General features: G+C 39.4%; 17 protein-coding genes. 6 read left to right on the plus strand and 11 right to left on the minus strand.

Annotated elements, in window-relative coordinates:
- Positions 1–95: 95 nt before the first annotated feature.
- Positions 96–2,219, plus strand: a complete 2,124-nt coding sequence (gene glgX / locus H6G57_RS04325) for a glycogen debranching protein GlgX (protein WP_190516351.1) — start codon at positions 96–98, stop codon at positions 2,217–2,219.
- Positions 2,220–2,455: 236 nt separating this feature from the next.
- Positions 2,456–3,214, plus strand: coding sequence for a lysophospholipid acyltransferase family protein (locus H6G57_RS04330; RefSeq protein WP_190516813.1), 759 nt, complete (start codon positions 2,456–2,458; stop codon positions 3,212–3,214).
- A 551-nt stretch (positions 3,215–3,765) separates the two neighbouring features.
- On the opposite strand, the gene typA is transcribed toward H6G57_RS04330, so the two are convergent.
- The 7 genes from typA to H6G57_RS04365 form a co-directional block, all read right to left on the minus strand.
- On the minus strand, positions 3,766–5,556 hold the full coding sequence (gene typA / locus H6G57_RS04335) for a translational GTPase TypA (protein ID WP_190516353.1): 1,791 nt from the start codon (positions 5,554–5,556) through the stop codon (positions 3,766–3,768).
- A 122-nt stretch (positions 5,557–5,678) separates the two neighbouring features.
- Positions 5,679–6,053 carry a hypothetical protein gene (locus H6G57_RS04340; RefSeq protein WP_190516355.1) on the minus strand — a complete coding sequence of 125 codons (375 nt, stop codon included), beginning with the start codon at positions 6,051–6,053 and terminating at the stop codon, positions 5,679–5,681.
- A gap of 46 nt (positions 6,054–6,099) precedes the next feature.
- Positions 6,100–7,959 (minus strand): serine/threonine-protein kinase, encoded by a 1,860-nt coding sequence (locus tag H6G57_RS04345; protein WP_190516357.1) that lies wholly within the window; start codon positions 7,957–7,959, stop codon positions 6,100–6,102.
- A gap of 475 nt (positions 7,960–8,434) precedes the next feature.
- The gene (locus H6G57_RS04350; RefSeq protein WP_190516359.1) at positions 8,435–9,583 is read right to left on the minus strand and encodes a hypothetical protein; all 1,149 of its coding nucleotides are present in this window, start codon (positions 9,581–9,583) and stop codon (positions 8,435–8,437) included.
- A gap of 9 nt (positions 9,584–9,592) precedes the next feature.
- Positions 9,593–10,441: an EI24 domain-containing protein gene (locus H6G57_RS04355; protein WP_190516360.1), complete on the minus strand. Its 849-nt coding sequence runs from the start codon at positions 10,439–10,441 to the stop codon at positions 9,593–9,595.
- A 75-nt stretch (positions 10,442–10,516) separates the two neighbouring features.
- Positions 10,517–11,581: a branched-chain amino acid aminotransferase gene (locus H6G57_RS04360; protein ID WP_190516362.1), complete on the minus strand. Its 1,065-nt coding sequence runs from the start codon at positions 11,579–11,581 to the stop codon at positions 10,517–10,519.
- A 130-nt stretch (positions 11,582–11,711) separates the two neighbouring features.
- Positions 11,712–11,879, minus strand: coding sequence for a YqaE/Pmp3 family membrane protein (locus tag H6G57_RS04365; RefSeq protein ID WP_190516364.1), 168 nt, complete (start codon positions 11,877–11,879; stop codon positions 11,712–11,714).
- Between the two features lie 88 nt (positions 11,880–11,967).
- Between H6G57_RS04365 and H6G57_RS04370 the strand changes: the two genes are divergently transcribed.
- The gene (locus H6G57_RS04370) at positions 11,968–12,360 is read left to right on the plus strand and encodes a hypothetical protein (RefSeq protein ID WP_190516366.1); all 393 of its coding nucleotides are present in this window, start codon (positions 11,968–11,970) and stop codon (positions 12,358–12,360) included.
- A 10-nt stretch (positions 12,361–12,370) separates the two neighbouring features.
- Here the strand turns inward: H6G57_RS04370 and H6G57_RS04375 are convergent, their stop codons facing one another.
- Both H6G57_RS04375 and H6G57_RS04380 read right to left on the minus strand, forming a co-directional pair.
- Complete coding sequence (locus tag H6G57_RS04375; protein ID WP_190516368.1) at positions 12,371–13,366, minus strand: pentapeptide repeat-containing protein; 996 nt, start codon at positions 13,364–13,366, stop codon at positions 12,371–12,373.
- Positions 13,367–13,372: 6 nt separating this feature from the next.
- Positions 13,373–14,995, minus strand: coding sequence for a hypothetical protein (locus H6G57_RS04380; RefSeq protein WP_190516371.1), 1,623 nt, complete (start codon positions 14,993–14,995; stop codon positions 13,373–13,375).
- A 462-nt stretch (positions 14,996–15,457) separates the two neighbouring features.
- Here H6G57_RS04380 and H6G57_RS04385 point away from each other — a divergent pair, with 462 nt between their 5' ends.
- Positions 15,458–16,927 (plus strand): NAD(P)/FAD-dependent oxidoreductase, encoded by a 1,470-nt coding sequence (locus H6G57_RS04385; protein WP_190516373.1) that lies wholly within the window; start codon positions 15,458–15,460, stop codon positions 16,925–16,927.
- 67 nt (positions 16,928–16,994) lie between these two features.
- On the opposite strand, the gene H6G57_RS04390 is transcribed toward H6G57_RS04385, so the two are convergent.
- Positions 16,995–17,882 (minus strand): carbohydrate ABC transporter permease, encoded by an 888-nt coding sequence (locus H6G57_RS04390; RefSeq protein WP_190516375.1) that lies wholly within the window; start codon positions 17,880–17,882, stop codon positions 16,995–16,997.
- 208 nt (positions 17,883–18,090) lie between these two features.
- Here H6G57_RS04390 and purN point away from each other — a divergent pair, with 208 nt between their 5' ends.
- On the plus strand, positions 18,091–18,753 hold the full coding sequence (gene purN, locus H6G57_RS04395; protein WP_190516376.1) for a phosphoribosylglycinamide formyltransferase: 663 nt from the start codon (positions 18,091–18,093) through the stop codon (positions 18,751–18,753).
- A gap of 174 nt (positions 18,754–18,927) precedes the next feature.
- On the plus strand, positions 18,928–19,281 hold the full coding sequence (locus tag H6G57_RS04400; protein ID WP_190516378.1) for a DUF6464 family protein: 354 nt from the start codon (positions 18,928–18,930) through the stop codon (positions 19,279–19,281).
- Between the two features lie 39 nt (positions 19,282–19,320).
- On the opposite strand, the gene H6G57_RS04405 is transcribed toward H6G57_RS04400, so the two are convergent.
- The gene (locus H6G57_RS04405) at positions 19,321–21,285 is read right to left on the minus strand and encodes an ABC transporter ATP-binding protein/permease (RefSeq protein ID WP_190516380.1); all 1,965 of its coding nucleotides are present in this window, start codon (positions 21,283–21,285) and stop codon (positions 19,321–19,323) included.
- Positions 21,286–21,766 lie beyond the last annotated feature (481 nt).

Genomic DNA, 21,766 nt, shown 5'->3' on the forward strand with positions numbered 1-21,766 from the left:
CAACTTGATAGGATTGAATCTCAAAACTGTTATTCTTAAATTCCCTAAAAATTGGGATGTAACATTTTTAAACCCTATCCCCTGGAGTCAACGCTATGTATATTCCTTTATGGCCGGGTAAACCTTATCCATTAGGGTCTCATTGGGATGGAAAAGGAACAAACTTTGCTTTATTTTCGGAAAATGCGACGGCGGTTGAACTGTGTTTATTTGATCAAAAGGGACAAGAAACTCGTGTATCTTTAACAGAAGTTAGTAATTTTGTTTGGCATGGTTATGTACCCAGTGTAGGGCCAGGTCAACGCTATGGTTTTCGAGTCCACGGCCCTTATAAACCCCATGAAGGTCATCGTTTTAACCCCAATAAACTATTAATTGATCCCTATGCTAAAGCCCTAGATGGGGATATTCAAGGGGGGATAGAAACGTTAGGTTATATTGTAGAACATCAGGATCAAGATTTTTCCTATTCTGAAGAAGATGATGCTCATTTAGTTCCTAAATCTGTTGTCATTAATGAATCCTTTGATTGGGGAGATGATCAACTTTTACGCACCCCTTTTCATGAAACAATTATCTATGAAGCTCATGTCAAAGGATTTACAAAGCTACATCCTGATATTCCTAAACAATTACGGGGAACCTATGCCGGAGTCGGACATCCGGCTAGTATTTCTTATTTACAATCGATTGGGATAACAGCTATCGAATTAATGCCTGTACATCATTATTTAGCTTATCCAGGGTATTTAGTGGATAAAAAGCTAAAAAATTATTGGGGCTATGATTCTATTAATTATTTTGCCCCCTATTCAGGCTATAGTTCTAGTGGCACATTAGGGGAACAAGTCACAGAATTTAAACAAATGGTTAAAGCCCTCCATGCAGGAGGAATTGAAGTTATTTTAGATGTGGTTTATAACCATACCGGAGAAGGCAATCACATGGGGCCGACTCTATCTTTAAAAGGCATTGATAACGCAGCTTATTACCGTTTAGTAGATGAAGATCCTCGCTATTATATGGATTTTACAGGCTGTGGTAATTCCCTGAATGTTCGCCATCCGCAAGTGTTGAAATTGATTATGGATAGTTTGCGGTATTGGGTGTTAGAAATGCACGTCGATGGGTTCCGATTTGATTTAGCTTCGGCTTTAGCACGGGAACTCTATGCAGTAGATCGATTAGCTGCATTTTTTGATATTATTCATCAAGATCCAGTGTTATCGGATGTTAAATTAATTGCTGAACCTTGGGATATTGGAGAAGGGGGATATCAAGTCGGTGAATTCCCGTTATTATGGTCAGAATGGAACGGAAAATATCGAGATAATGCCCGCAATTTCTGGCGAGGAGAAGACCAAACTTTGGCAGAATTTGCCTATCGTTTTACAGGAAGTTCAGATTTATATCAATTTAATGGTCGCCGCCCTAATGCCAGTATTAATTTTATCACGGCTCATGATGGATTTACGTTGAATGATTTAGTGAGTTACAACTATAAACATAATGAAGCTAATGGAGAAAATAACCAAGATGGAGATCAACATAATAGCTCTTGGAATTGTGGAGAAGAAGGGCCTACAGATAACCCTGATGTGTTGAAACTCCGCAACCGTCAACGCCGTAATTTTTTAACCACTTTGATGTTATCTCAAGGGGTTCCCATGTTGTTAGGAGGAGATGAAATTGGGCGATCGCAACAAGGAAATAATAACCCCTATTGTCAAGATAATGAAATTTCTTGGCTAGATTGGAATTTACAAGAAGAAAATTCTTCTTTATTAGACTTTGCCCGTCAATTGATTTATTTTCGTCGTCAACATCCCGTTTTTCGTCGTCGTAAATGGTTCCAAGGTCGGGCAATTTATGGTTCAGGAGTTACGGATATTGGATGGTTTAACCCCGATGGTGCTGTGATGACCGAAGAACAATGGAATATGGGGTTTGCAAAAGCCATTGGTGTATTTTTAAATGGAGAAGCGATTCTAACACCAGGAGAACGGGGAGAACGCATTATTGATGATAGTTTCTATATCCTGTTCAATGCTCATTATGAACCCCTAGATTTCTTCCTTCCTGAACCGATGGCAAATCGAGAATGGCAAGTTATAATTGATACGAGTTACTCTCGTTTTGTTAAAGATGATATTCGTTATACTTTGGATAAAGCTATGACGGTAACTGAGCGATCGCTAATGGTTTTAAAACGGTTGTAATACAAATTTTCTGTTCCCTATTCCCTATTCCCTATTCCCTATTCCCTATTCCCTAGAATTATGCGCTATAGTTGCCAATTTCCTCAAAACTAGATTATCTTGACGGATGCAACGCTTACAGTTCTGAGATCTTGAACCTTTTCTTCAACTCTAACCCCTCTCCCGACCCAACCGCGAATTCCCGTTTCACAGGTTGGTCATTGCAGGATCGTGATCCTGACTATATCCGATCCTTAATGCCGTTTTTGGGTTGGTTCTATGACCATTATTTTCAGGTCAAAACCACTGGCTGGGAAAATCTCCCCCCTCAAAATAAGATGTTATTAGTTGGTTCCCATAATGGAGGGTTAGCCGCCCCTGATATGTTTATGGGGTTGTATGCTTGGTGTCGTCGCTTCGGAGCCGAACGCTTACTTTACGGACTCATGCACCCGAAAGTTTGGCAGGTTTCCCCACAAGTCGCAACTTCGGCGGTGCGTTGTGGAGCATTGATGGCTCATCCTCGCATGGGAATGGCTGCTTTACGGGAAAATGCGCCCGTTTTGGTTTATCCCGGTGGCGGTGAGGATGTGTTTCGACCCCATCACTTACGCAACCAAATTCATTTAGCGGGTCGCAAAGGATTTATTAAGTTAGCACTGCGGGAAAAAGCCCCCATTGTTCCGGTGATTTCATCCGGTGCCCACGATACGTTAATTGTGCTCACGGATATTTACGACTGGGTAAAACAACTGCACAACTTGGGAATGCCTTGGTTATTAAATCTTGACCCAGAGGTATTTCCCATTTATTTAGGGTTGCCTTGGGGAGTGGGAATTGGGCCGTTACCCAATTTTCCTTTGCCCGCAAAAATTAAAATTCACATTTGTCCGGTAATTGAGTTTGAACGCTATGGACGAGAAGCCGCTAATGATCGAGAGTATGTAGATATTTGTTACCAACAGGTGAAAACATTCATGCAACAGGAACTTGACAATTTATTTGAAATCCCCTAAATGTTTGCTACAAATTCCCCCGTGTAGAGACGTTCCATGGAACGTCTCTACACGGGGGTTAGGGGGAATCATCTGTAGCATCTATAAGGGGATTTCATATTAGCTCTGTAGGGGGAGTCTTTCAAACGAGGATAGGAGCGATGGAGAAAACTCTCGACCCACACAAACCCACGCCCCCCAAAAATAACGATCTTGTAAAGGATAGGGTTGTGATTGCCATTTTTGTAATAATTCAGGAAGTTTTTACCGAATTTCTTGGATAAAATTATTAACTTTGATTTCCTTGCTCTCAACTATAGCGCTACTTGAAGAGGGAACAGCTTAACTGGGAACACCGAACAGTAAGAAGTGAAAGGGTTTCAGGATTTGGAAATGTCCTAACTGTAATGCGTAGCGCTATAGATCAACTGAATGGTTAACAGAGCAGGATTCTTTTTGCTGATTTAATAGCCTTTGTTCATGCAATGCAGCTAGAAATTGATGCCATCTTTGTTAGGAGGCTCCGCCTCCCGAATGGCATTCCCAGGCGGGAGCCTGGGAACGAGAGGGGGTTAACGTTTCACTAACTTCTTGCTGAGTTTGCGTAGACGAATAGATTCGGGTGTGACTTCCACTAATTCATCCGAGCTAATATATTCTAAGGCTCGTTCTAAACTCATATCCACAGGGGTTTGTAACTGAACCAGTTCATCGCCTGTTGCAGACCGATGGTTGGTTAACTGTTTGGTTTTGCAGACATTGAGTTCTAAATCTTGAGGGCGGTTGTGTTCACCCACAATCATACCTTTATACACTTTAGTACCGGGCTTAATAAAAAACACTCCTCGGTCTTCAGCATTTTTCATGGCGTAGAAGGTACTGACTCCTTCTTCAAAGGAAATCAATACGCCGTTACGACGGGCTTCAATATCTCCCGATAAAGCCCGATATTCGAGGAAACTGTGGTTCATAATGCCTTCCCCACGAGTCATCCGCATAAATTCCCCTCGGAAGCCAATTAAACCCCGTGCGGGGACAACAAACTCTAACTGAGTCCGTCCATTACCGCCAACGTGCATATCCTGCATTTCCGCCCGTCGTTGACCTAAGCGTTCAATACAGCTACCCACGCCTTCTTCGGGTACGTCTAAGACCAAATATTCAAAGGGTTCAAAGGGTTGACCGTTGACTTCCCGATAAATCACCTGGGGTTGGGAAACCTGGAACTCGTACCCTTCCCGACGCATAGTTTCAATTAAAATACCGAGGTGTAGTTCCCCCCGTCCTGAGACTAAGAATTTATCCGGGGAGTCGGTTTCGTCCACACGCAAAGCAACGTTTGTTTCTAATTCTCGCATTAAGCGATCGCGGACTTGTCGTGATGTCACCAAACTTCCCTCTTGTCCCGCAAACGGTGAGTCATTCACCGAAAAGGTCATTTGTAAGGTCGGTTCATCGACTTTAATTAAGGGTAACGCTAGAGGTTCATTGGGACAGGTAATCGTTTCCCCAATATTAGCATCGGCAAATCCAGCCACCGCTACAATATTTCCAGCAGATGCCTCTTGCAGTTCAATTCGTTTTAAGCCTTCAAATCCCATTAATTTGGTAATTTTGCTTTTAACAATACTACCGTCTTCTTTCATTAAGGCAGCTTGTTGTCCGGCTTTAATCACGCCATTATGAATTTTACCAATCACAATGCGCCCGACATATTCAGAATAATCGAGGGTGGTGACTTGCATTTGTAGGGATTTTTCCACATCTCCCACTGGGGGTGGAACATATTCGAGGATATACTCAAACATCGGCTGCATATCTGAGCTTTCTTCCTCTAGGCTGCGTTTGGCAAACCCCCCTAAACCAGACGCAAATAGATAGGGGAACTCGCATTGGTCATCATCGGCGCCGAGTTCGAGGAATAAATCTAAGACTTTATCAACGGCGGTGTGGGGGTTGGCGCGAGGACGGTCAATTTTGTTAATCACAACAATAGGCCGTAAACCCTTTTCTAAGGCTTTTTTGAGGACGAAGCGGGTTTGAGGCATGGGCCCTTCGTTGGCATCGACGATTAAAATACAACCGTCCACCATGCCTAACACCCGTTCTACTTCGCCTCCAAAGTCGGCGTGACCCGGAGTATCGATAATATTAATAATGGTGTCTTTATAGCGAACTGCGGTATTTTTGGAGAGAATGGTAATACCCCGTTCCCGTTCAATATCATTAGAGTCCATGACACAATCTGGAACCTCTTCCCCTTCACGGAAAATGCCAGATTGCTTGAGAAGTGCGTCCACTAAGGTCGTTTTGCCGTGATCGACGTGGGCAATAATTGCAACGTTGCGAATGGGAAGAGACATAGGATTGGGTCTTGTAACCAAGTTTTGCAAGAAATTGAAAAAATTTTCAAATATCTTAACAATTATAGCAGGGAACCGGGAGCACTAGACAGCTTAACGGGAAGAAAAACCTATTGATGATCTCAGGAGTGATGTTTCTCGGCTACAAGCTCAGGACTTCCGCAGAAACCGGGTTTCTGGAAGCGATCGCAAATACTCCAAGAAACCAGGTTTCTCATTGAGATTAATTGCCACAAATCAAGATTTCTACAGAAACCCGGTTTCTGAAAGCGATCGCAAATATCCCTAGAAACCGGGTTTCTCATTAAAATTAATTGCCACAAATCAAGATTTCTATAGAAACCCGGTTTCTGATGGCGATCGCAAATATCCCTAGAAACCGGGTTTCTCATTAAAATTAATTGCCACAAATCAAGATATCTACAGAAACCCGGTTTCTGATGGCGATCGCAAATATCCCTAGAAACCGGGTTTCTCATTAAAATTAATTGCCACAAATCAAGATATCTATAGAAACCCGGTTTCTGCTACTCCAACCTAACCCTATCGTGCTTCCCACAATTTAATCGTCTTGTCCCCACTCCCACTGGCTAATGTCCGATCATCGGCACTGAAGGCTACAGAGATGACCCAATTTGAATGTCCGGTGAGAGTAGCAATTTCCCGTTGGCTCTGCACATCCCACAATTTAATCGTCTTGTCAGCACTCCCACTGGCTAACGTCCAACCATCGGGACTGAAGGCTACAGAGCAAACATGATTTGAATGTCCGGTGAGCGTGGCAATTTGCCCTTGGCTCTGCACATCCCACAATTTAATCGTCTTGCCAGCACTCCCACTGGCTAACGTCCGACCATCGGCACTGAAGGCTACAGAGATGACAATATTTGAATGTCCGGTGAGCGTGGCAATTTCCCGTTGACTCTGCACATTCCACAATTTAATCGTCTTGTCAGCACTCCCACTAGCTAACGTCCGACCATCGGCACTGAAGGCTACAGAGAAGACAGAATCTGAATGTCCGGTGAGCGTGGCAATTTCCCGTTGACTCTGCACATCCCACAATTTAATCGTCTTGTCCCAACTCCCACTGGCTAACGTCCGACCATCGGCACTGAAGGCTACAGACCTGACAGAATCTGAATGTCCGGTGAGAGTGGCAATTTCCCGTTGGCGCTGCACATCCCACAATTTAATCGTCTTGTCATTACTCCCACTGGCTAACGTCCGACCATCGGCACTGAAGGCTACAGAGATGACAATATTTGAATGTCCGGTGAGAGTGGCAATTTCCCGTTGGCGCTGCACATCCCACAATTTAATCGTCTTGTCCTTACTCCCACTGGCTAACGTCCGACCATCGGCACTGAAGGCTACAAACCAGACAGAACGTGAATGTCCGGTGAGAGTGCCAACCAAAGGAACATTTTGCCAGGATGCTTGGGGTGAGGGTATCGGTTGAGGTGTTGATGGTGGCGGTGGTGGCGTTGAGGACTTTTGCGCTGGTTGTGGTCGTATTATCTGTAAATTCTGCAACACTTGATCAGCAGAAGAATAACGATCTTCAATATCTTTTTTTAATAGTTGATCAAGAACTTTATTTAATTCTGGGCTAAGATCTTGCTTGACATATTTTTGCCAATTTTTCGTCCAACTGTAACCGTCATCTAACCATAATTCCAGAGGTGAAATTTTAGTCAATAGATAAAAACAAGTTGCTCCTAAACTATATAAATCAGTAGCGGGGTAAGCATCTCCCCCTTGCATTTGTTCCCGACTTGCATATCCATCAGACCCCACACGGGTTCCTACTTGAGTATGTATCACCGTTGCTGATAAATCTTTCGCTACCCCAAAATCAATTAACACATATTCCCCATTCCGACGACGCATAATATTATCGGGTTTGAGGTCACGGTGAATCACGTTTTTTTCATGAATAAACTGTAGAACAGGTAACAAACTGGTTAATAATTCCTTAACTTGCTGTTCTGTCCAAACCCCTTGTTTTTGTAAAATCTGATCTAAAGTTTCCCCTTCAATATATTGCTGAATTAAATAGAGTTGATTGTTTTCTGAGAAATAAGCCGATAATGCCGGAATTTGGGCATGATGTCCCAGTTGTTGCAGTTGTCTCGCTTCTCGTTCAAATAATTCTAAAGCTTTTTGTAGTCCTGCTGTTCCTTGCATCATGGGAACAAACTGTTTAACGACACATTTTTCATTCAATTTATCGATATCTTCGGCTAAATAAGTCCGACCAAACCCCCCTTGTCCTAACAATTTGATCATCCGAAACCGTCCCCGCAGCAAGTCGGGTATTTTGACACCACAGCTTTGACAGTAAACCGTATTATCGGGGTTGTCTGGGTTCGGACATTGGGGGTTAATGCAGCATTTCATTATCGTAGAGGGTTGAGAATTTTATTAGGATTTTGTTTAATTTTATACAAGCCCTACAATTAATGTTACAGCATTTCTGACAAGCGGTTAAAAGAGAGTTAGGAAAATTAATAATAGTTTAGGGATTTTGGGAAGAAATCTTGAGGTAAAATGCGATCACTATAGCTCTAATATCAATTATAGGTGTTAGGGCGAGGAGACCCATCAGTGTCAACAATCGCGCTAAAAGTAGGCTTATTAGCGAAAGTTATTTGATTTTTTTAAGCGTCAATGATCCCCCCTAACCCCCCTTTTCAAGGGGGGTTAGGGGGGATCAAAGTCCCCCTTTTTAAGGGGGATTTAGGGGGATCTAATCTGGGCTATAATCACCAGTTTTTGGCTGAAGTTGATACTAATGGAGGAGACCTAGCCCCTACAATTTGTTAATCTAATTTTTATATGCAATATTTCTGTCATTCTGAGCGTAGCGAAGAATCTATACTATTAAACAAATAGATTCCGGCCATTCTCGACACCAGGATTTCATTTCACTAACAATAGGAAGATGAATACGATTCCAACTAAACAAACCAGGGTTAATTTCAGGATAGGAACCCAGATGAAATTGAACCTCTCCAGGGGAAAAACCGCTTTCTACAAATTTAAAGGTTAACGCTGAGGGATGAACTTGTTGTTTGAGTTGGTTTCTCAACCAATTTCTATGGATAATTCCCGTGTAGGTACTGCGAAAACTTCCGGCAAATTTTTGACAATTCCACATTACTAAATTACAAATTAATCCTAGAGTTTGTTCATCGGTAAAGGGTAATTCTTTAAACTCTTGTAAAAATTTTTCTATAATAAACTGATCAATAAAAATGCTATTCTGATAAGATTTTAGAATAGGATTAAAAAAATCCATATTTTCAGATTCATCTGTACAAATTAATAGCATTTCTTCAGGAGAAAAAATTTCTTTTAAGGTTTTTAAAACTAAATAGGGATGATCTTCTTCTCGATGGGGAATACAGTTCCGATAATCTGTTAGACGAATATGAATCCCATTATATTGTCCGAGGGTTTGAGAAATTTTATTTGCTAAATTGCGATAAATGGGTTTAAATTGAATCGCTTCCATCAGGGAATATACCGCAGGGGAAGGAAGATAAAAAAATCGGGAATAATAAGCTAAATTACAAGCACTAAATTGTAAAATATCCTGTTCCACATCCTGTACAATGATGCGATTTTCGGCAAAATCTGATAAAACGTTAGGGTCAATAGTAATATTATTAGGAACAAAAACAGCATTAACTAATCTCACATCACTATGATAATGGCTGAGACTTTTTCCTTGGGTTTCTGCTAAAAATTCAGAATAATTTAAAATTGGAATTGGAAGTTGATCAACTAAATCTAAAATAGTCGGTAATTTATCAATATTAATAATATGTTTTCGACTTTCGGGAACCGATAAAAAATATCCACCCCGCACAGGTAAGATATTCTTTTCTTCTCCCACTGAACCGTAAAAGACTAATTTCCGTTGGGTTAAATAAGCTAATCCTACGGCTATTTCTAATCCCATTAAGTTATTATTTAAACCGGATTCATAATCTTTATATAACAAATAACGTGAGGTCATATTTGAAAATCAAGAAACTTTATTTAATAAAATGCGATCGCAAAAAAACATTGTTCCCGCCGCCACACAAACCGGAATTGATAATAAATTTAAAAATGGAATCACCACTAATCCAAAACAAACTAAAGCAAAACTCACACTAGCGGGAAATGTCCTAAAAATCATGTTTAATTTATCTCTAAACCGAAACCGTCTTCTTTCCATTGGAGAATCTAAAAAGTCTAAACAAACAATGGTTGAAGCTAAAGTAATGCCTCCTATTGTAAACAATAATGTTCCAAAACCGGGGATAAAATTCAATAAAAGTAAAGGGACTCCAATTAAAATTTGTAACCCTAGTTTTTTTAATTCATATAAAATTGCTCGTCCAATATCCTGAACTGAACTGGTGAGGGTTTGGGGAGGTAATACTGCGGGTTTTCCGGTTTGCAGTTCTTCCACTTTTTCTGAAAGTTGACCATACCAAGGCGCGCCTAAAATTCCTCCAAACTGTAATAGCAGAAACCCAATAATTAATAAGAGTCCTGTAACTAAACCTACCCGTAATAACCACCCTAAAACACTGGCTAAAATATCTAAATAGTGCAACCATTGGGGTAAATTAGCCACCCATTGATCAATTTGAGTCCCCAAATTCAAGACAATAACCTCAATTCCCCTTAACCCCGGAAGCAATAATCCAAAATAGAGAAAAATCCCGACAATAATATTAACAATTACTGGAAAAATTACATATCCTCTTAAGGGTGGATTGTTATAAAATAACTGCAATGCTTTTAAGGGATAGGTTGCACCTGTAATTAAACTTAGGGGGGTTTCCAACAAAGGATTAGGAGGTTGTAAAGGATTAGAGTTCATATAATATTAATTGAGATGCTGTCTATGCTGTTCTTACAGACCCAACTGAGGTGGGTTTTTACCCACCTTTTGCGGTTAAATTTTCCAAATCCAATGATAGGGATCGGGTACTTTTCCGGTTTTAATCGCTTCTAATTGTTCTAAAATAGATTGAGCATATTTGCGTTCAGAAATGGGGGGTAAAATTAAATCTCGTCCTTGATATCCAATTTTAGAAATATGAGCAATAGTCGCAGCAGTTCCCATTCCAAAGGCTTCTTGTAAAATCCCTTTGTCATAAGCTTCTGCTACTTCTTCAATGGGAATTAATCGTTCTTCGACTTTAACACCTTGATCTCGGAATAACGTTAACACGCTATCCCGTGTAATTCCTTCTAAAATTGTTCCGGTTAATTGCGGTGTTACCACGACATTATCAATCACAAAAGCTAAATTCATGGTGCCGCATTCTTCCACATATTTCTTATGAATGCCATCCAGCCAAATGACGTTATCATACCCTAAAGCTTTAGCTTCTTTATCTGCTAATAAACTCGCTGCATAATTTCCAGCACATTTTGCCGCCCCTGTTCCGCCTTCACAAGCTCGAATATATTTATCAGTAACGATTAATTTAACGGGTTCGGAATAATAAGCTCCCACCGGACAACTCATAATAATAAAAGTATAGTGAGTTGAAGGTTTTAACCCAATAAATTCATCGGTAGCAAAATACAACGGACGAATATATAAACTCCCTTCTGATTCAGGAATCCAAGCAGAATCTAAACGAATTAATTCCCTTAATCCTTCCATAAAAATTTCTTCAGGAATGGGGGGCATACACAGTCGATGAGCCGATTTATTAATCCGTCTAAAATTAGCATCGGGTCTAAAAATTAACGTTTCTCCCGTTACACTTTTATAGGCTTTCATCCCCTCAAAAACAGCCTGACCATAGTGTAAAACTGCCATTGCTGGAGTCATGGTCAAGTTACTATAGGGCATAATTTTTAGATCTTCCCAAGTTCCATTATCATAAGTAGCCACAAAAATATGATCACTAAAAATTCGACCAAAGGGAATATGATGTAAGGGTTCTGAAGGAAGTCGGGAATGTTCTGTTTTTTGAATGTTGAGTTGGTGATTCACTGTTTCCATTGTCGTTTGAGTTGTTAGAATTATTGTTTTTACAGGATAAGGCTTTTCGAGTCTTAGGAAACCCCAACACCCCCTATTCTTATGCTCTAATAATCAGGATAGGAATAGAGGGAGTAGAATTTGATCTCAATTAATTGGGATCATTTTTAGCAATCACCCAAACAGCATGAATGATTCCGGGAATAAATCCAAGTAGAGTCAGCAGGATGTTCAGCCAAAATGCGCCCCCAAAACCAACGGTTAAAAACACGCCCAAGGGGGGTAAGAAAACAGCAGCAATCAAACGGATAAGGTTCATATCACTTTATTTATGACTTTTATTGATATTTTAGCAATTTTTTCATTTAGAATAGGTAAACTTCTATAAACTCTTAAACCTTATCCCCATGCTACTTGATCTTTTTCCCTTTGAATTTCATTTTGACCCGACCCTGATTGCAGGCGCAACCCTATGGTCTTTAGCGTTGTATTGGGGCTTCTCTCCCGTGAGTGAATGGGTGATACACCAATTAAATCGTTGGTTTAATTATGCCGAACGAATGTTATATACTTCGGAAACCGAATATGAGCGCACCCGTAAAGGTCGAGAGTCACAAAATGCGTTTTATGCGTCTTTGTTTAGCATTGTTCCCTTTTTAATTGTCGGAACGTTATTGAATTGGGGGACTGAAATTGCTTTAGATAAAAGTTGGTCAATTAGTGTGGGAATTATTGCTTGTCTGAGTGGGGGAATTTATGAGTTAGGGAGACAAGATGGAAAAAAAGGAATTAATTCTTAATCCTTAATGTTTAATCATGAACTTCACCATTAGGCATAATAGCACCATGCAAAATAGCCCCAGCCGTATTAGAACTGCTCAACTCTACGCGAGTTAAATAGGTATAACTTAGATTGGCATTTCTTAAGTTGGTTCGAGCAATAGAAGCATCAGTTAAATCCGCTTGGGTAAGATTAGCAGAATTTAGGTTAGTTCGAGTTAAATCGGCACGAACTAAATTAGCCCGACTCAAATCGGCATTGCTTAAATTAGCATTACTGAGTTGAGCATCGGGAAGAATGGCATCACATAAAGAAACTCCTGGTAATTGGGCATCATTTAAGATCGCTCGTTCAAATTTGACTTTCCTTAAATTGGCTCCAATTAAGTTGGCTTCTGTCAGAACTGCTTCTGTTAAAAAGGCTGATTGTAAGTTCGATTGACTTAAGTTAGCTTGGGTTAAAATTGCACCGCGTAAGACCGTTTCGGTTAAATTAGCTCCACTTAAATTGGCTCTGGTTAAATCTGCCCCGGTTAAGTTGACCCCTTGTAAATCTGTACCTCTTAAATCTGCACCTCGTAAATTCACACTTTCATAAATTCTCGGTTCATAGCGCAAATTTGCCCCCCTTAAACAAGCACCTCTTAAATCGGCTCCTTGTAAATTAGCACCTCTTAAATCCGCTTGAATTAGGTTAACATCCAGTAAGGTTGCTAACGCTAAATTGGCTTTTTTAAAATCTGCGCCTTGTAAAATTGTTCCATGAAATTCTGCATCGCTGAGGTTAGCTCCGCTTAAGTTGGCTTTATTTAAAATTGCACCATTAAATCGGACACCTCTAAGATTAGCGCGGGAAAAATTAACTCCATTCAAATAAGCAAAAACAAAGTTGGCTCCTTGCAAATCTGAACCACTTAAGTTAGCACCAATCAAGTCCGCACGACTAAGTTCAGCACCCCTTAAATTAATTCCTTTAAAATTTTTTTGTCCCGCTCGATACTGTTCGAGTAATGTTTCCTCATCCATAATTAATTATTGATAAGTCCCCGTATAGGTAAATTCTTGCACCCAAGCCATTGACTTATTGCCAGGAGTTCGAGCGTAAACTTTGATCTTCTGAATTGATATGATTTTCAAATCCAAAAGTTTTTGATAAACAAATTGACTCATAGTCGCTTGATTTGGCACTTGATCTGACTCTAGTATAATGTGCAAGCAAGCGTCTTTTGACTTTGCAAGCGTGTTAATCCGCTTCGGTTTAAGGAATTGACTGATTACCGTTGCGATCGCTTTTGCATGGCCCTGTCTGGCGAGTTCCAGCAATTGGGGTTGAGTCAGTCGGTGTTGCAGGTTCTCTGGGTCTTCACCTCCATCCATCATCACGGTCTTATTCAACAATAATCGTTGTTGATCTTCGACTTCCGATTGATTAATTACCATCCCTAAATCTGCAATTCTATCGTGAAGCAGATGAATAAACTTTCTTAAAGATTTATATTTAATTTCTAATTGAACTTCAGGGGTCTGATTTTTTAATTCTTGGTTAAGAGATAACTCCAAATGCTTTAAAATTGTTGTTAATGGTACTAAAGAATCAGCTACACTATGCTCAATTTTTTCCTCAACGTTTAACTCCAATTTTAGCCTTTTTTGAATAATATCACTGTTGTCTTCTACATCAGGTTCTGCAATCTCAATATTACTAATAGATGTTGCTAAGGTAAAATCAGAAAGACTACTTTGACTGATGGACGATGGAACCTGAACAGTCTCTCCCTTGTCTAAGGCAAATTGAAAGTCCTGGGGATTAGGATTTAATAAATGCAGGGTTTCACTTTCATTAATATCAATGGCTTGACTCGTTAAAAAATGTTGCTGTAAAATCGAAGGCGGGGAAGATTCGGCAATCTCTGCATAAGATTTTTGTTTAGGTTCATAATAATGATTTAGAGCTTCTAAAATCACCGTTACAACTTGTATATTTTCATCCACATCTTCTAAATATTCCGCCATCTTATAAAGATGAGATTTAAGCCGTTCTAAATTAGGAAAAGTTTGTAAGAGTTGGCGCAGTAAATTATCCAAACTTTGATTTTTCAGTTGTGACCAATCTTCATCTCGATAATTAAATTCTCTTTCTAAACTCGAAAAAATCACCAGTTTTGCCCGTAAGGGATTAGTATGCTGCATGATTTTAAATCGCACATCAAATAAATCCGATATATTGCTTCTGGCATCCGGCGAAGTTACTTGACTTAAATAGACAGAGGACAGAGAATTTAACTCTTCAGGACTAATTTTTACGGTTTCTGATGCTGTAATTGACGGTTGATTAACTTCGGAATTTTCTTCCGAAAGAGAGGGAAGATAAAGTTGAGTGATCTGTTCTTCAATGCTGTGAATAACACGACCATATTCATTCTTTTTATTAAGACGAGATAAAATATTATTGAGACTAATTTTAAGGGGTTCAAATTGAGGATATTTTTGATAAATATTTTGGAGTATATGAGTTAAATTAGTTGCATTTAAAATTTGAGCATCATTTTCCCATTTGCCATTATAAGCACATAACAGAACTTTCTTAATCCGCGTTGAATTCGGATCAGATTCTAAACTTTGAGCAACTTCATTTAGACGGGACGGGGTTGGCATTTTAGTCTCCAATACAGAAAGTCAACAATTTATGAAGTGACTTAAGCGTATCCGGTACTAGGGTTTTGTTAATAATAGGTGGTACTGAGGAGGAAATAGAAACTTATCGCTCATAATCGGTTATTTAGAGGATCATTTTTACCCAAATTGATTAGAATTTTTTGAGGGATTATGACTCCTCTGTTCTATTTTCAAAACCTTTAAAGGCTTGAATACACTCCGAATCTGCTTAAGTTTACATCCCGTTAAAGGACTATTCAGAAGAAATGCACGCATCCCTGATGATCCACTAAAATACATCTCAATTGTACAAACACAAATTTCTATTTTTCATTCCCCATTTTCCCTTCCTCATCCTAGAATATAATTTTAATGCGGAGTAGCCTAGTATATTTTACGCTATTTTTTATTAAAATAGCGGTAAAATCTTATCGCTTAACCTCCACAACCTGATCAATACGGATGCAAAATTTTGATGTAATTGTCATTGGCAGTGGTATCGGTGGCTTAGTAGCAGGCGCTCTTTTGGCTCACTCTGGTAAACAGGTCATGATTTTAGAAAGTCATACCTTGCCGGGAGGAGCAGCACAGGGTTTTTCTCGTCAGGGCTTCCATTTTGATTCAGGCCCCTCGTTTTATTGTGGACTGAGTAATTCCCAGAGTTTAAATCCTTTACAGCAAGTTTTAACTCGTTTGGGGGAGTCCCTGGCAACGGTGGTCTATGACCCTCTAGGACATTATCATTTTCCTGAAGGGTCTTTGGCCGTTTATGGGAATAGCGAACGTTATCGAAAGGCTATTGCTCAATTTACACCCGAAGGCGCGCTAGAATTTGCCCAATTTGAACATCGGTTACTGAAAGTTTATCAAGGCTTAAAAGAAATTCCTGCCATTGAGTTACGGGCTGATTGGAAAGTCATTCCTAAATTAATTACAAATTATGGCTTTTCTTTATTAAAATTACTGCCTGTCTTGGGTGAGATTTCAAGTTCAGTGGGTAAAATCGTTGACCAAACTGTTCACGACCCTTGGGTACGACGATTAATTGATTTAGAATGTTTTTTATTATCAGGATTAAAAGCAGAAGGAACGGTGACTCCAGAAGTTGCTTTTATGATAGGTGAACGGAATTATTCTCCGATTGAATATCCCCTCGGAGGTAGTCAAGCGATTGTTCAAGCTTTGGTGCGAGGATTAACTCGATTTGGAGGAAAGATCCAGTTAGGAACCCACGTTGAAAAAATTTTAGTTCACGGGGGAAAAGTGTATGGTGTTAAAACTCGAAAGGGAGAAGAATTTCAGGCTCCAATTGTCATCTCTAACGCCACAATTTGGGATACCTATACCCATTTATTAAATCCCTCAAATTTACCTCCAGACTATCGTAAAACCGCCTTAAATACTCCGGCGGTGGATAGTTTTATGCACCTACATTTAGGACTTAAAGCTGACGGATTAGAGGAACTAACGGGGCATCATGTTGTGGTTCATGATAGCAACCTTGATATTACTGTTCCGGGCAATACCTGTATGATTTCGATTCCTTCTGTTTGGGATAAAAATTTAGCTCCACCCGGTCATTATCTCATTCATGCCTATACCTTAGAACCCTTTTTCGGGTGGAAAAAAGATGACGGTTATACTCAAAAGAAACGTGAAAAAGCCGAACCTTTATATCGTGCTGTAGAAAAAATTATCCCCGATTTGCGCCAACGAACCACCCTAGAATTAATCGGAACTCCTTTAACCCATGCTCGCTATTTACGACGTTATCAAGGCACTTATGGCCCTGCCATTGTTGCAGGTCAAGGGAGATTTCCAGGGCCATTTACCCCCATTCAAGGCTTATATTTAGTGGGAGATAGTACCCAACCCGGTATTGGAGTTCCCGCCGTGGCAGCATCGGGGATTTTATGTGCGAATTGTTTGTAGAGGAGGGAACAGGGAACAGATAGTTTATGTTCTAACAATTGCTTAGGTTGCTATAGATTAATTTAGATTAATTTTCTCCAAACAATTTCAATTGAATATAAACTAAAATTAAAGCGATCGCTAGTAAAATAGTTGCTGCTGCGGCTGCATAACCAAAATCAAATTGAGCAAAGGCTTGATCATAAATATAATAAACTAAAACATTGGTTGAATTTAAGGGGCCGCCTCCGGTTATTACATAAACTTGCTCAAAACTTCTTAAGGTAAAAATAGCCGTTGTTACCGTTGCAAAAACAAGAGTAGGTTGTAAACCGGGTAAGGTGATGTACCAAAATTGTTGCCAAGGATTTGCCCCATCTAATTCGGCTGCTTCATATCGAGTTTGAGGAATTGCTTGTAACCCTGCTAAAAATACTACTAAATTAAACCCTAATTGTTTCCAAATACTGAGTAAAATTAACACAGGCATTGCCCAGATTGTACTACTTAACCAAGGAATCGGATCAAGTCCAATGTGGGATAATAATCCATTGACGGGGCCATTAAATTGAAATAACCAACGCCATCCTAAACCAACGGCGACTAAGGAAGTAATGGAGGGAATAAAATAAGCTGTTCTGAGAATATCTCGTAAAGCAAAAGTTCGATTTAAAAGTACCGCTAATCCTAAAGGAATTATCAAAATTGGAATTACCGTTGCGACGGTAAAATAAATTGTATTAAACAGCACTTGCCAAAAATCAGGACTCAGAAATAAACGCACATAATTGTTCAGTCCCACCCCGTAAACCCCAGACCGTGTAAAACTCCCTTGGGTAAAACTGAGGTAAAATAAATACCCAATTGGCCATACAATAAAGATCCCCATCAGCAGCAAAGCTGGAGCCAGAAAAATCCAAGCCATGACTGCATCTTGATCCAGAAGCTGTTTCTGAGAAATAGGTGAAGAAGCCATAACCTGAATCAATTTTAATAAAGTTTTCTCAAAATATAGCAGGGAACACCGAACACCGAACACCGAACAGGGGTAAAAAAATTTAACCGTCCTTGGTTTCAATATCAGTCCATGTTCTAACCTTGTTTCCATAACTGCTATATTTTACAATACGCTATTAAGCCTTTAAACTGTATTAAAGTTATTATATAAATGGGTGAAACTCTCAATGAATGCGACGCTAACGGGAATTGATTCAACCTCCTGTTTAATTTCTCCTCCTATTCCTTCTCCTTTATTTGTGGAAGGTAATCCTTTAAAAATTGGCGTTTTAGCCTCTGGAAGCGGAACCAACTTTGAGGCTATTGCTCAAGCCATTCAAGATCAACAACTCAATGCTCAAATTCAAGTTTTAATTTATAATAATCCCGATGCTAAAGTCATAGAACGAGCGCAACGATTTGGAGTCAAAACAATTCTTTTAAATCATCGCCACTATAAAAAACGGGAAGATTTAGATCGAGATATTGTTAAAACCTTAAAAGAACATGATGTCGATTGGATTGTTTTTGCTGGGTGGATGCGAATTGTCACTCAAGTTTTAGTCGATGCCTTCCCTCAAAAGATTATTAATTTACATCCTAGTTTATTGCCCAGTTTTCCCGGAATTCGAGGGGTAGAACAAGCCTTAGAAGCCCAAGTTAAAATTACAGGATGTAGCGTTCATTTAGTCGAATTAGAGGTCGATAGAGGCCCAATTTTAATGCAAGCGGCGGTTCCAATTTTACCCGATGATACCCCGGAAACCTTACACGCCCGAATTCAAGTTCAAGAGCATAAAATTTTGATTGGGGCCATTTCCCTAGTGACTCAGTGGCATAATCAAAAATAATTTTCGAGTTAAATTGTATTCAGGCTTGGGGGTAAATACAGATAACGCCAACCTAGACACTCAACTTTTTTTCTGTCTGTTCCCTGTTTCCTGCGAAGCACTGAGCCTGTCGAAGTGTTCCCTGTTCCCTTTTAAGCTACAATCTCACAACGAGTTGAATGAACTGAAACCATTATGGATCTAAATTCATTACCAACGGAGGTGATTTTGACCCATCCCCGTCAAACCCTGGGAAGTGTTTGTTTAGATTGGACACCACAACCCGGTCATTATCTCAACTGGAATGGGCAAACTTATACAGTTTTAGAGCGTCGCCATCGCTATCAACTCAAATCCGGCCGCTACCGACTGCATAAAATTTCCTTATATGTACAATCGGTAGAGCGACCTGAAGATAAAACGTTAATTGATGGACATTGGGTGATTGGGGATGCCAGTTGTCAGTTTAACGCCCATTCAGAACTCATGCGTTGTGCGGTGAATCCCTCTGGCCCTTGTAATACCTGTCAGTTTTATGAACCCATTTAAGGCTATCCCCAAGCCTGTACCTGCCCCCTAAACACCCTTTCATTGAGTCAATAAACTCATTTCAGCTTGATAATCCTTCGTTGAAACTAAGCGCCATTTTTGATCGCCCATGAGTTCTAAAACGTGCTGATGATAGCGCAATAAACTCATCCGATGTCCAACGCTAATATAGGTTGTTTCGGTTTCATCTAATTTCTTGTAAAGGAGTTCTTCATTTTTTAAATCTAAGGCACTCGTCGCTTCATCTAAAATAGCGTAGCGAGGTTTACTGATTAATAATCGGGCAAAAGCTAACCGTTGTTGTTCCCCTAAAGACAGAATATTTGCCCAATCTAATTCAGCATCAAATCCATTGACTCGTTCTGGCAGATCTTCTAAATTAACTAATTTTAAGACTTGACGTAATTCAGTTTCATTAACCTCTCGATTAATATTGGGATAAAGTAATTGTTGCCGTAATGTTCCTAAAATCATATAGGGACGTTGGGGTAAAAATAACATCGACGATAATTCAGGACGAACTAACCGCCCTGTTCCTGATGTCCATAACCCAGCAATTGCCCGTAATAGAGAACTTTTTCCGACTCCACTTTGACCCATAATTACTAATCCTTCACCGGAAGCGAGAGTCAGAGATAAGTCTTTAACTAATATTTTTTGATAATTAGGAGTATTGAGGGTAACGTGTTCTAAAGCTAGGGGAGAATCAATCGTTAAATCAATCTGTGTATCTCCTCGATAAACAGTTTTTGGATATTCTAAAAATTCAGAAAACGTTGCTAAACGATTAATTCCGGCGGCAAACGCACTCAGAATTTCAATCTCACTGACGATAATAGAAAAAGCACCTAAAACTTGAGCAAAAGCAAAATTAGCTTGAGTAATATCCCCATATTTAATCGTTCCTGCGAAATAAATGGGAGCTAAAATTAACGAAGGCAAAATAATGACTGCATATTGATAGCTTTTGGTAAAATAATTAACATTTCGTTGCCAACCTACTAATAAATTAAAGTTTTCAAAGGCTTTTAAAAAACGTTGTTTAACTTGGTTAAGTTCTTGGTCTTCCCCTTGATAAAAAGCAATAGATTCGGCATTATCGCGGACATGAACTAACCCATAACGAAAATCTGCTTCTCGTCTTAATTGATTAAAGTTCAGGGGAATTAAACGCCGTCCAATTACAACGGTAATTAAAGTCCCAATGAAAGCATAAATTAACAGAAAAACCGAAAGAGATTTGGAAATAGAAAAAAGAATTCCAGTAAAAGAAATTACATCAATAATTGAACCTAGGATAATCAGTAAAAATCTTAAACTGGTAATCGTAAAAGATTTAATATCTTCGGTTATCCGTTGATCCGGGTTATCAATCTTTCCGTCGGATTCGATTTGATAAAAGGCACGCTGACTTAAATACCGATCTAAAAATTCATCCGTTAACCACTTTCGCCAGTAGTTCCCTAAGCGATCGCGGGTATATCCATACAAGACAACGATGGGGGTTCCCACAACAAAAACACCCGCATAAACATAAAGAAATCGCCAAAATTCATCCTGACTTTTTTCAGCTAAAGCCGTTGTAAAAAAGTTACCCACATAGCTAATAATGACATTTAATCCACTAACGGATAGGGATAAGAATAAGAGAACGCTTAAAAATGCCCAAGGTTGCCAACGAATTTTTATTTGATTTCGATACAGGAAAAACGCCCCCATGGGAACTAAAAGCATTAAAAGGACAATAATAATAGAGGGAGAGTAAATAATACTAGCAACGGATTTATATAAACCAGGAGCAATACTATTAAAGAAATCAGGAAAAATATACTGACTTACAATCGAAACTCCACTCACTAAAACAAAAACAGCAGCAAACAAAAAGATTAATAATAACAACAATAAACTCAAAAAAACTTTCCCACTTCCTGCTTCTAAAGGATAAAAGAAGGGTTGAGCAATCTTTAAAAATCGGTGCCAAAGTAAAGGATCAAGTTGATTCATATTTTTCATTGTTTTGAACACAGACGTCCTATCCTATCAAAGTTCCGCATTCCCTGCTAGTTTCTACAAACTTAGCGTGTGAAATCGGCTAGATTTTTGATTAATTAGTTACAAAAATTGGCACAAGAGGGTGAGGCGATAAACCATCTTAACTCTAACATTTCCCCATAATCTATCCACATCCGATGATCAGAAAGGCTGAAATCACTACAAAATCCGCAAATCAGACTACAAAATACTCGATCAGGCAATTTACGAGACGCGCGGAAAATGGAGCAAGTCCCCATAACTGTATTGTGAAAGTTGATCTCTAGTTATAGCAATAACACAAAGACCCTGTAGAATGCACTCTTTTGATCAAATTCGCTTTTCGCTCAAGGGTTCTCTTTTTACTCTTGATCGGAGTGAATTAACAATAGCACAATGCTTTCAACTCTTAGACACCCGATAAAAAAAACTCAACTGTCAACTTTAACCTCAT

Source organism: Planktothrix sp. FACHB-1365 (assembly GCF_014697575.1).
GTDB lineage: Bacteria > Cyanobacteriota > Cyanobacteriia > Cyanobacteriales > Microcoleaceae > Planktothrix.

What these genes read in the sequence shown, in the direction of transcription:
- H6G57_RS04380 (WP_190516371.1), bottom strand. Translation starts at nt 14,995, where the DNA reads ATGCCAACCCCGTCCCGTCTAAATGAAGTTGCTCAAAGTTTAGAATCT.
- purN (WP_190516376.1), top strand. Translation starts at nt 18,091, where the DNA reads ATGAATGCGACGCTAACGGGAATTGATTCAACCTCCTGTTTAATTTCT.
- H6G57_RS04405 (WP_190516380.1), bottom strand. Translation starts at nt 21,285, where the DNA reads ATGAATCAACTTGATCCTTTACTTTGGCACCGATTTTTAAAGATTGCT.
- H6G57_RS04345 (WP_190516357.1), bottom strand. Translation starts at nt 7,959, where the DNA reads ATGAAATGCTGCATTAACCCCCAATGTCCGAACCCAGACAACCCCGAT.
- H6G57_RS04330 (WP_190516813.1), top strand. Translation starts at nt 2,456, where the DNA reads ATGCCGTTTTTGGGTTGGTTCTATGACCATTATTTTCAGGTCAAAACC.
- H6G57_RS04365 (WP_190516364.1), bottom strand. Translation starts at nt 11,879, where the DNA reads ATGAACCTTATCCGTTTGATTGCTGCTGTTTTCTTACCCCCCTTGGGC.
- typA (WP_190516353.1), bottom strand. Translation starts at nt 5,556, where the DNA reads ATGTCTCTTCCCATTCGCAACGTTGCAATTATTGCCCACGTCGATCAC.
- H6G57_RS04355 (WP_190516360.1), bottom strand. Translation starts at nt 10,441, where the DNA reads ATGAACTCTAATCCTTTACAACCTCCTAATCCTTTGTTGGAAACCCCC.
- H6G57_RS04360 (WP_190516362.1), bottom strand. Translation starts at nt 11,581, where the DNA reads ATGGAAACAGTGAATCACCAACTCAACATTCAAAAAACAGAACATTCC.
- H6G57_RS04370 (WP_190516366.1), top strand. Translation starts at nt 11,968, where the DNA reads ATGCTACTTGATCTTTTTCCCTTTGAATTTCATTTTGACCCGACCCTG.
- H6G57_RS04350 (WP_190516359.1), bottom strand. Translation starts at nt 9,583, where the DNA reads ATGACCTCACGTTATTTGTTATATAAAGATTATGAATCCGGTTTAAAT.
- H6G57_RS04385 (WP_190516373.1), top strand. Translation starts at nt 15,458, where the DNA reads ATGCAAAATTTTGATGTAATTGTCATTGGCAGTGGTATCGGTGGCTTA.
- H6G57_RS04375 (WP_190516368.1), bottom strand. Translation starts at nt 13,366, where the DNA reads ATGGATGAGGAAACATTACTCGAACAGTATCGAGCGGGACAAAAAAAT.
- H6G57_RS04400 (WP_190516378.1), top strand. Translation starts at nt 18,928, where the DNA reads ATGGATCTAAATTCATTACCAACGGAGGTGATTTTGACCCATCCCCGT.
- H6G57_RS04390 (WP_190516375.1), bottom strand. Translation starts at nt 17,882, where the DNA reads ATGGCTTCTTCACCTATTTCTCAGAAACAGCTTCTGGATCAAGATGCA.
- glgX (WP_190516351.1), top strand. Translation starts at nt 96, where the DNA reads ATGTATATTCCTTTATGGCCGGGTAAACCTTATCCATTAGGGTCTCAT.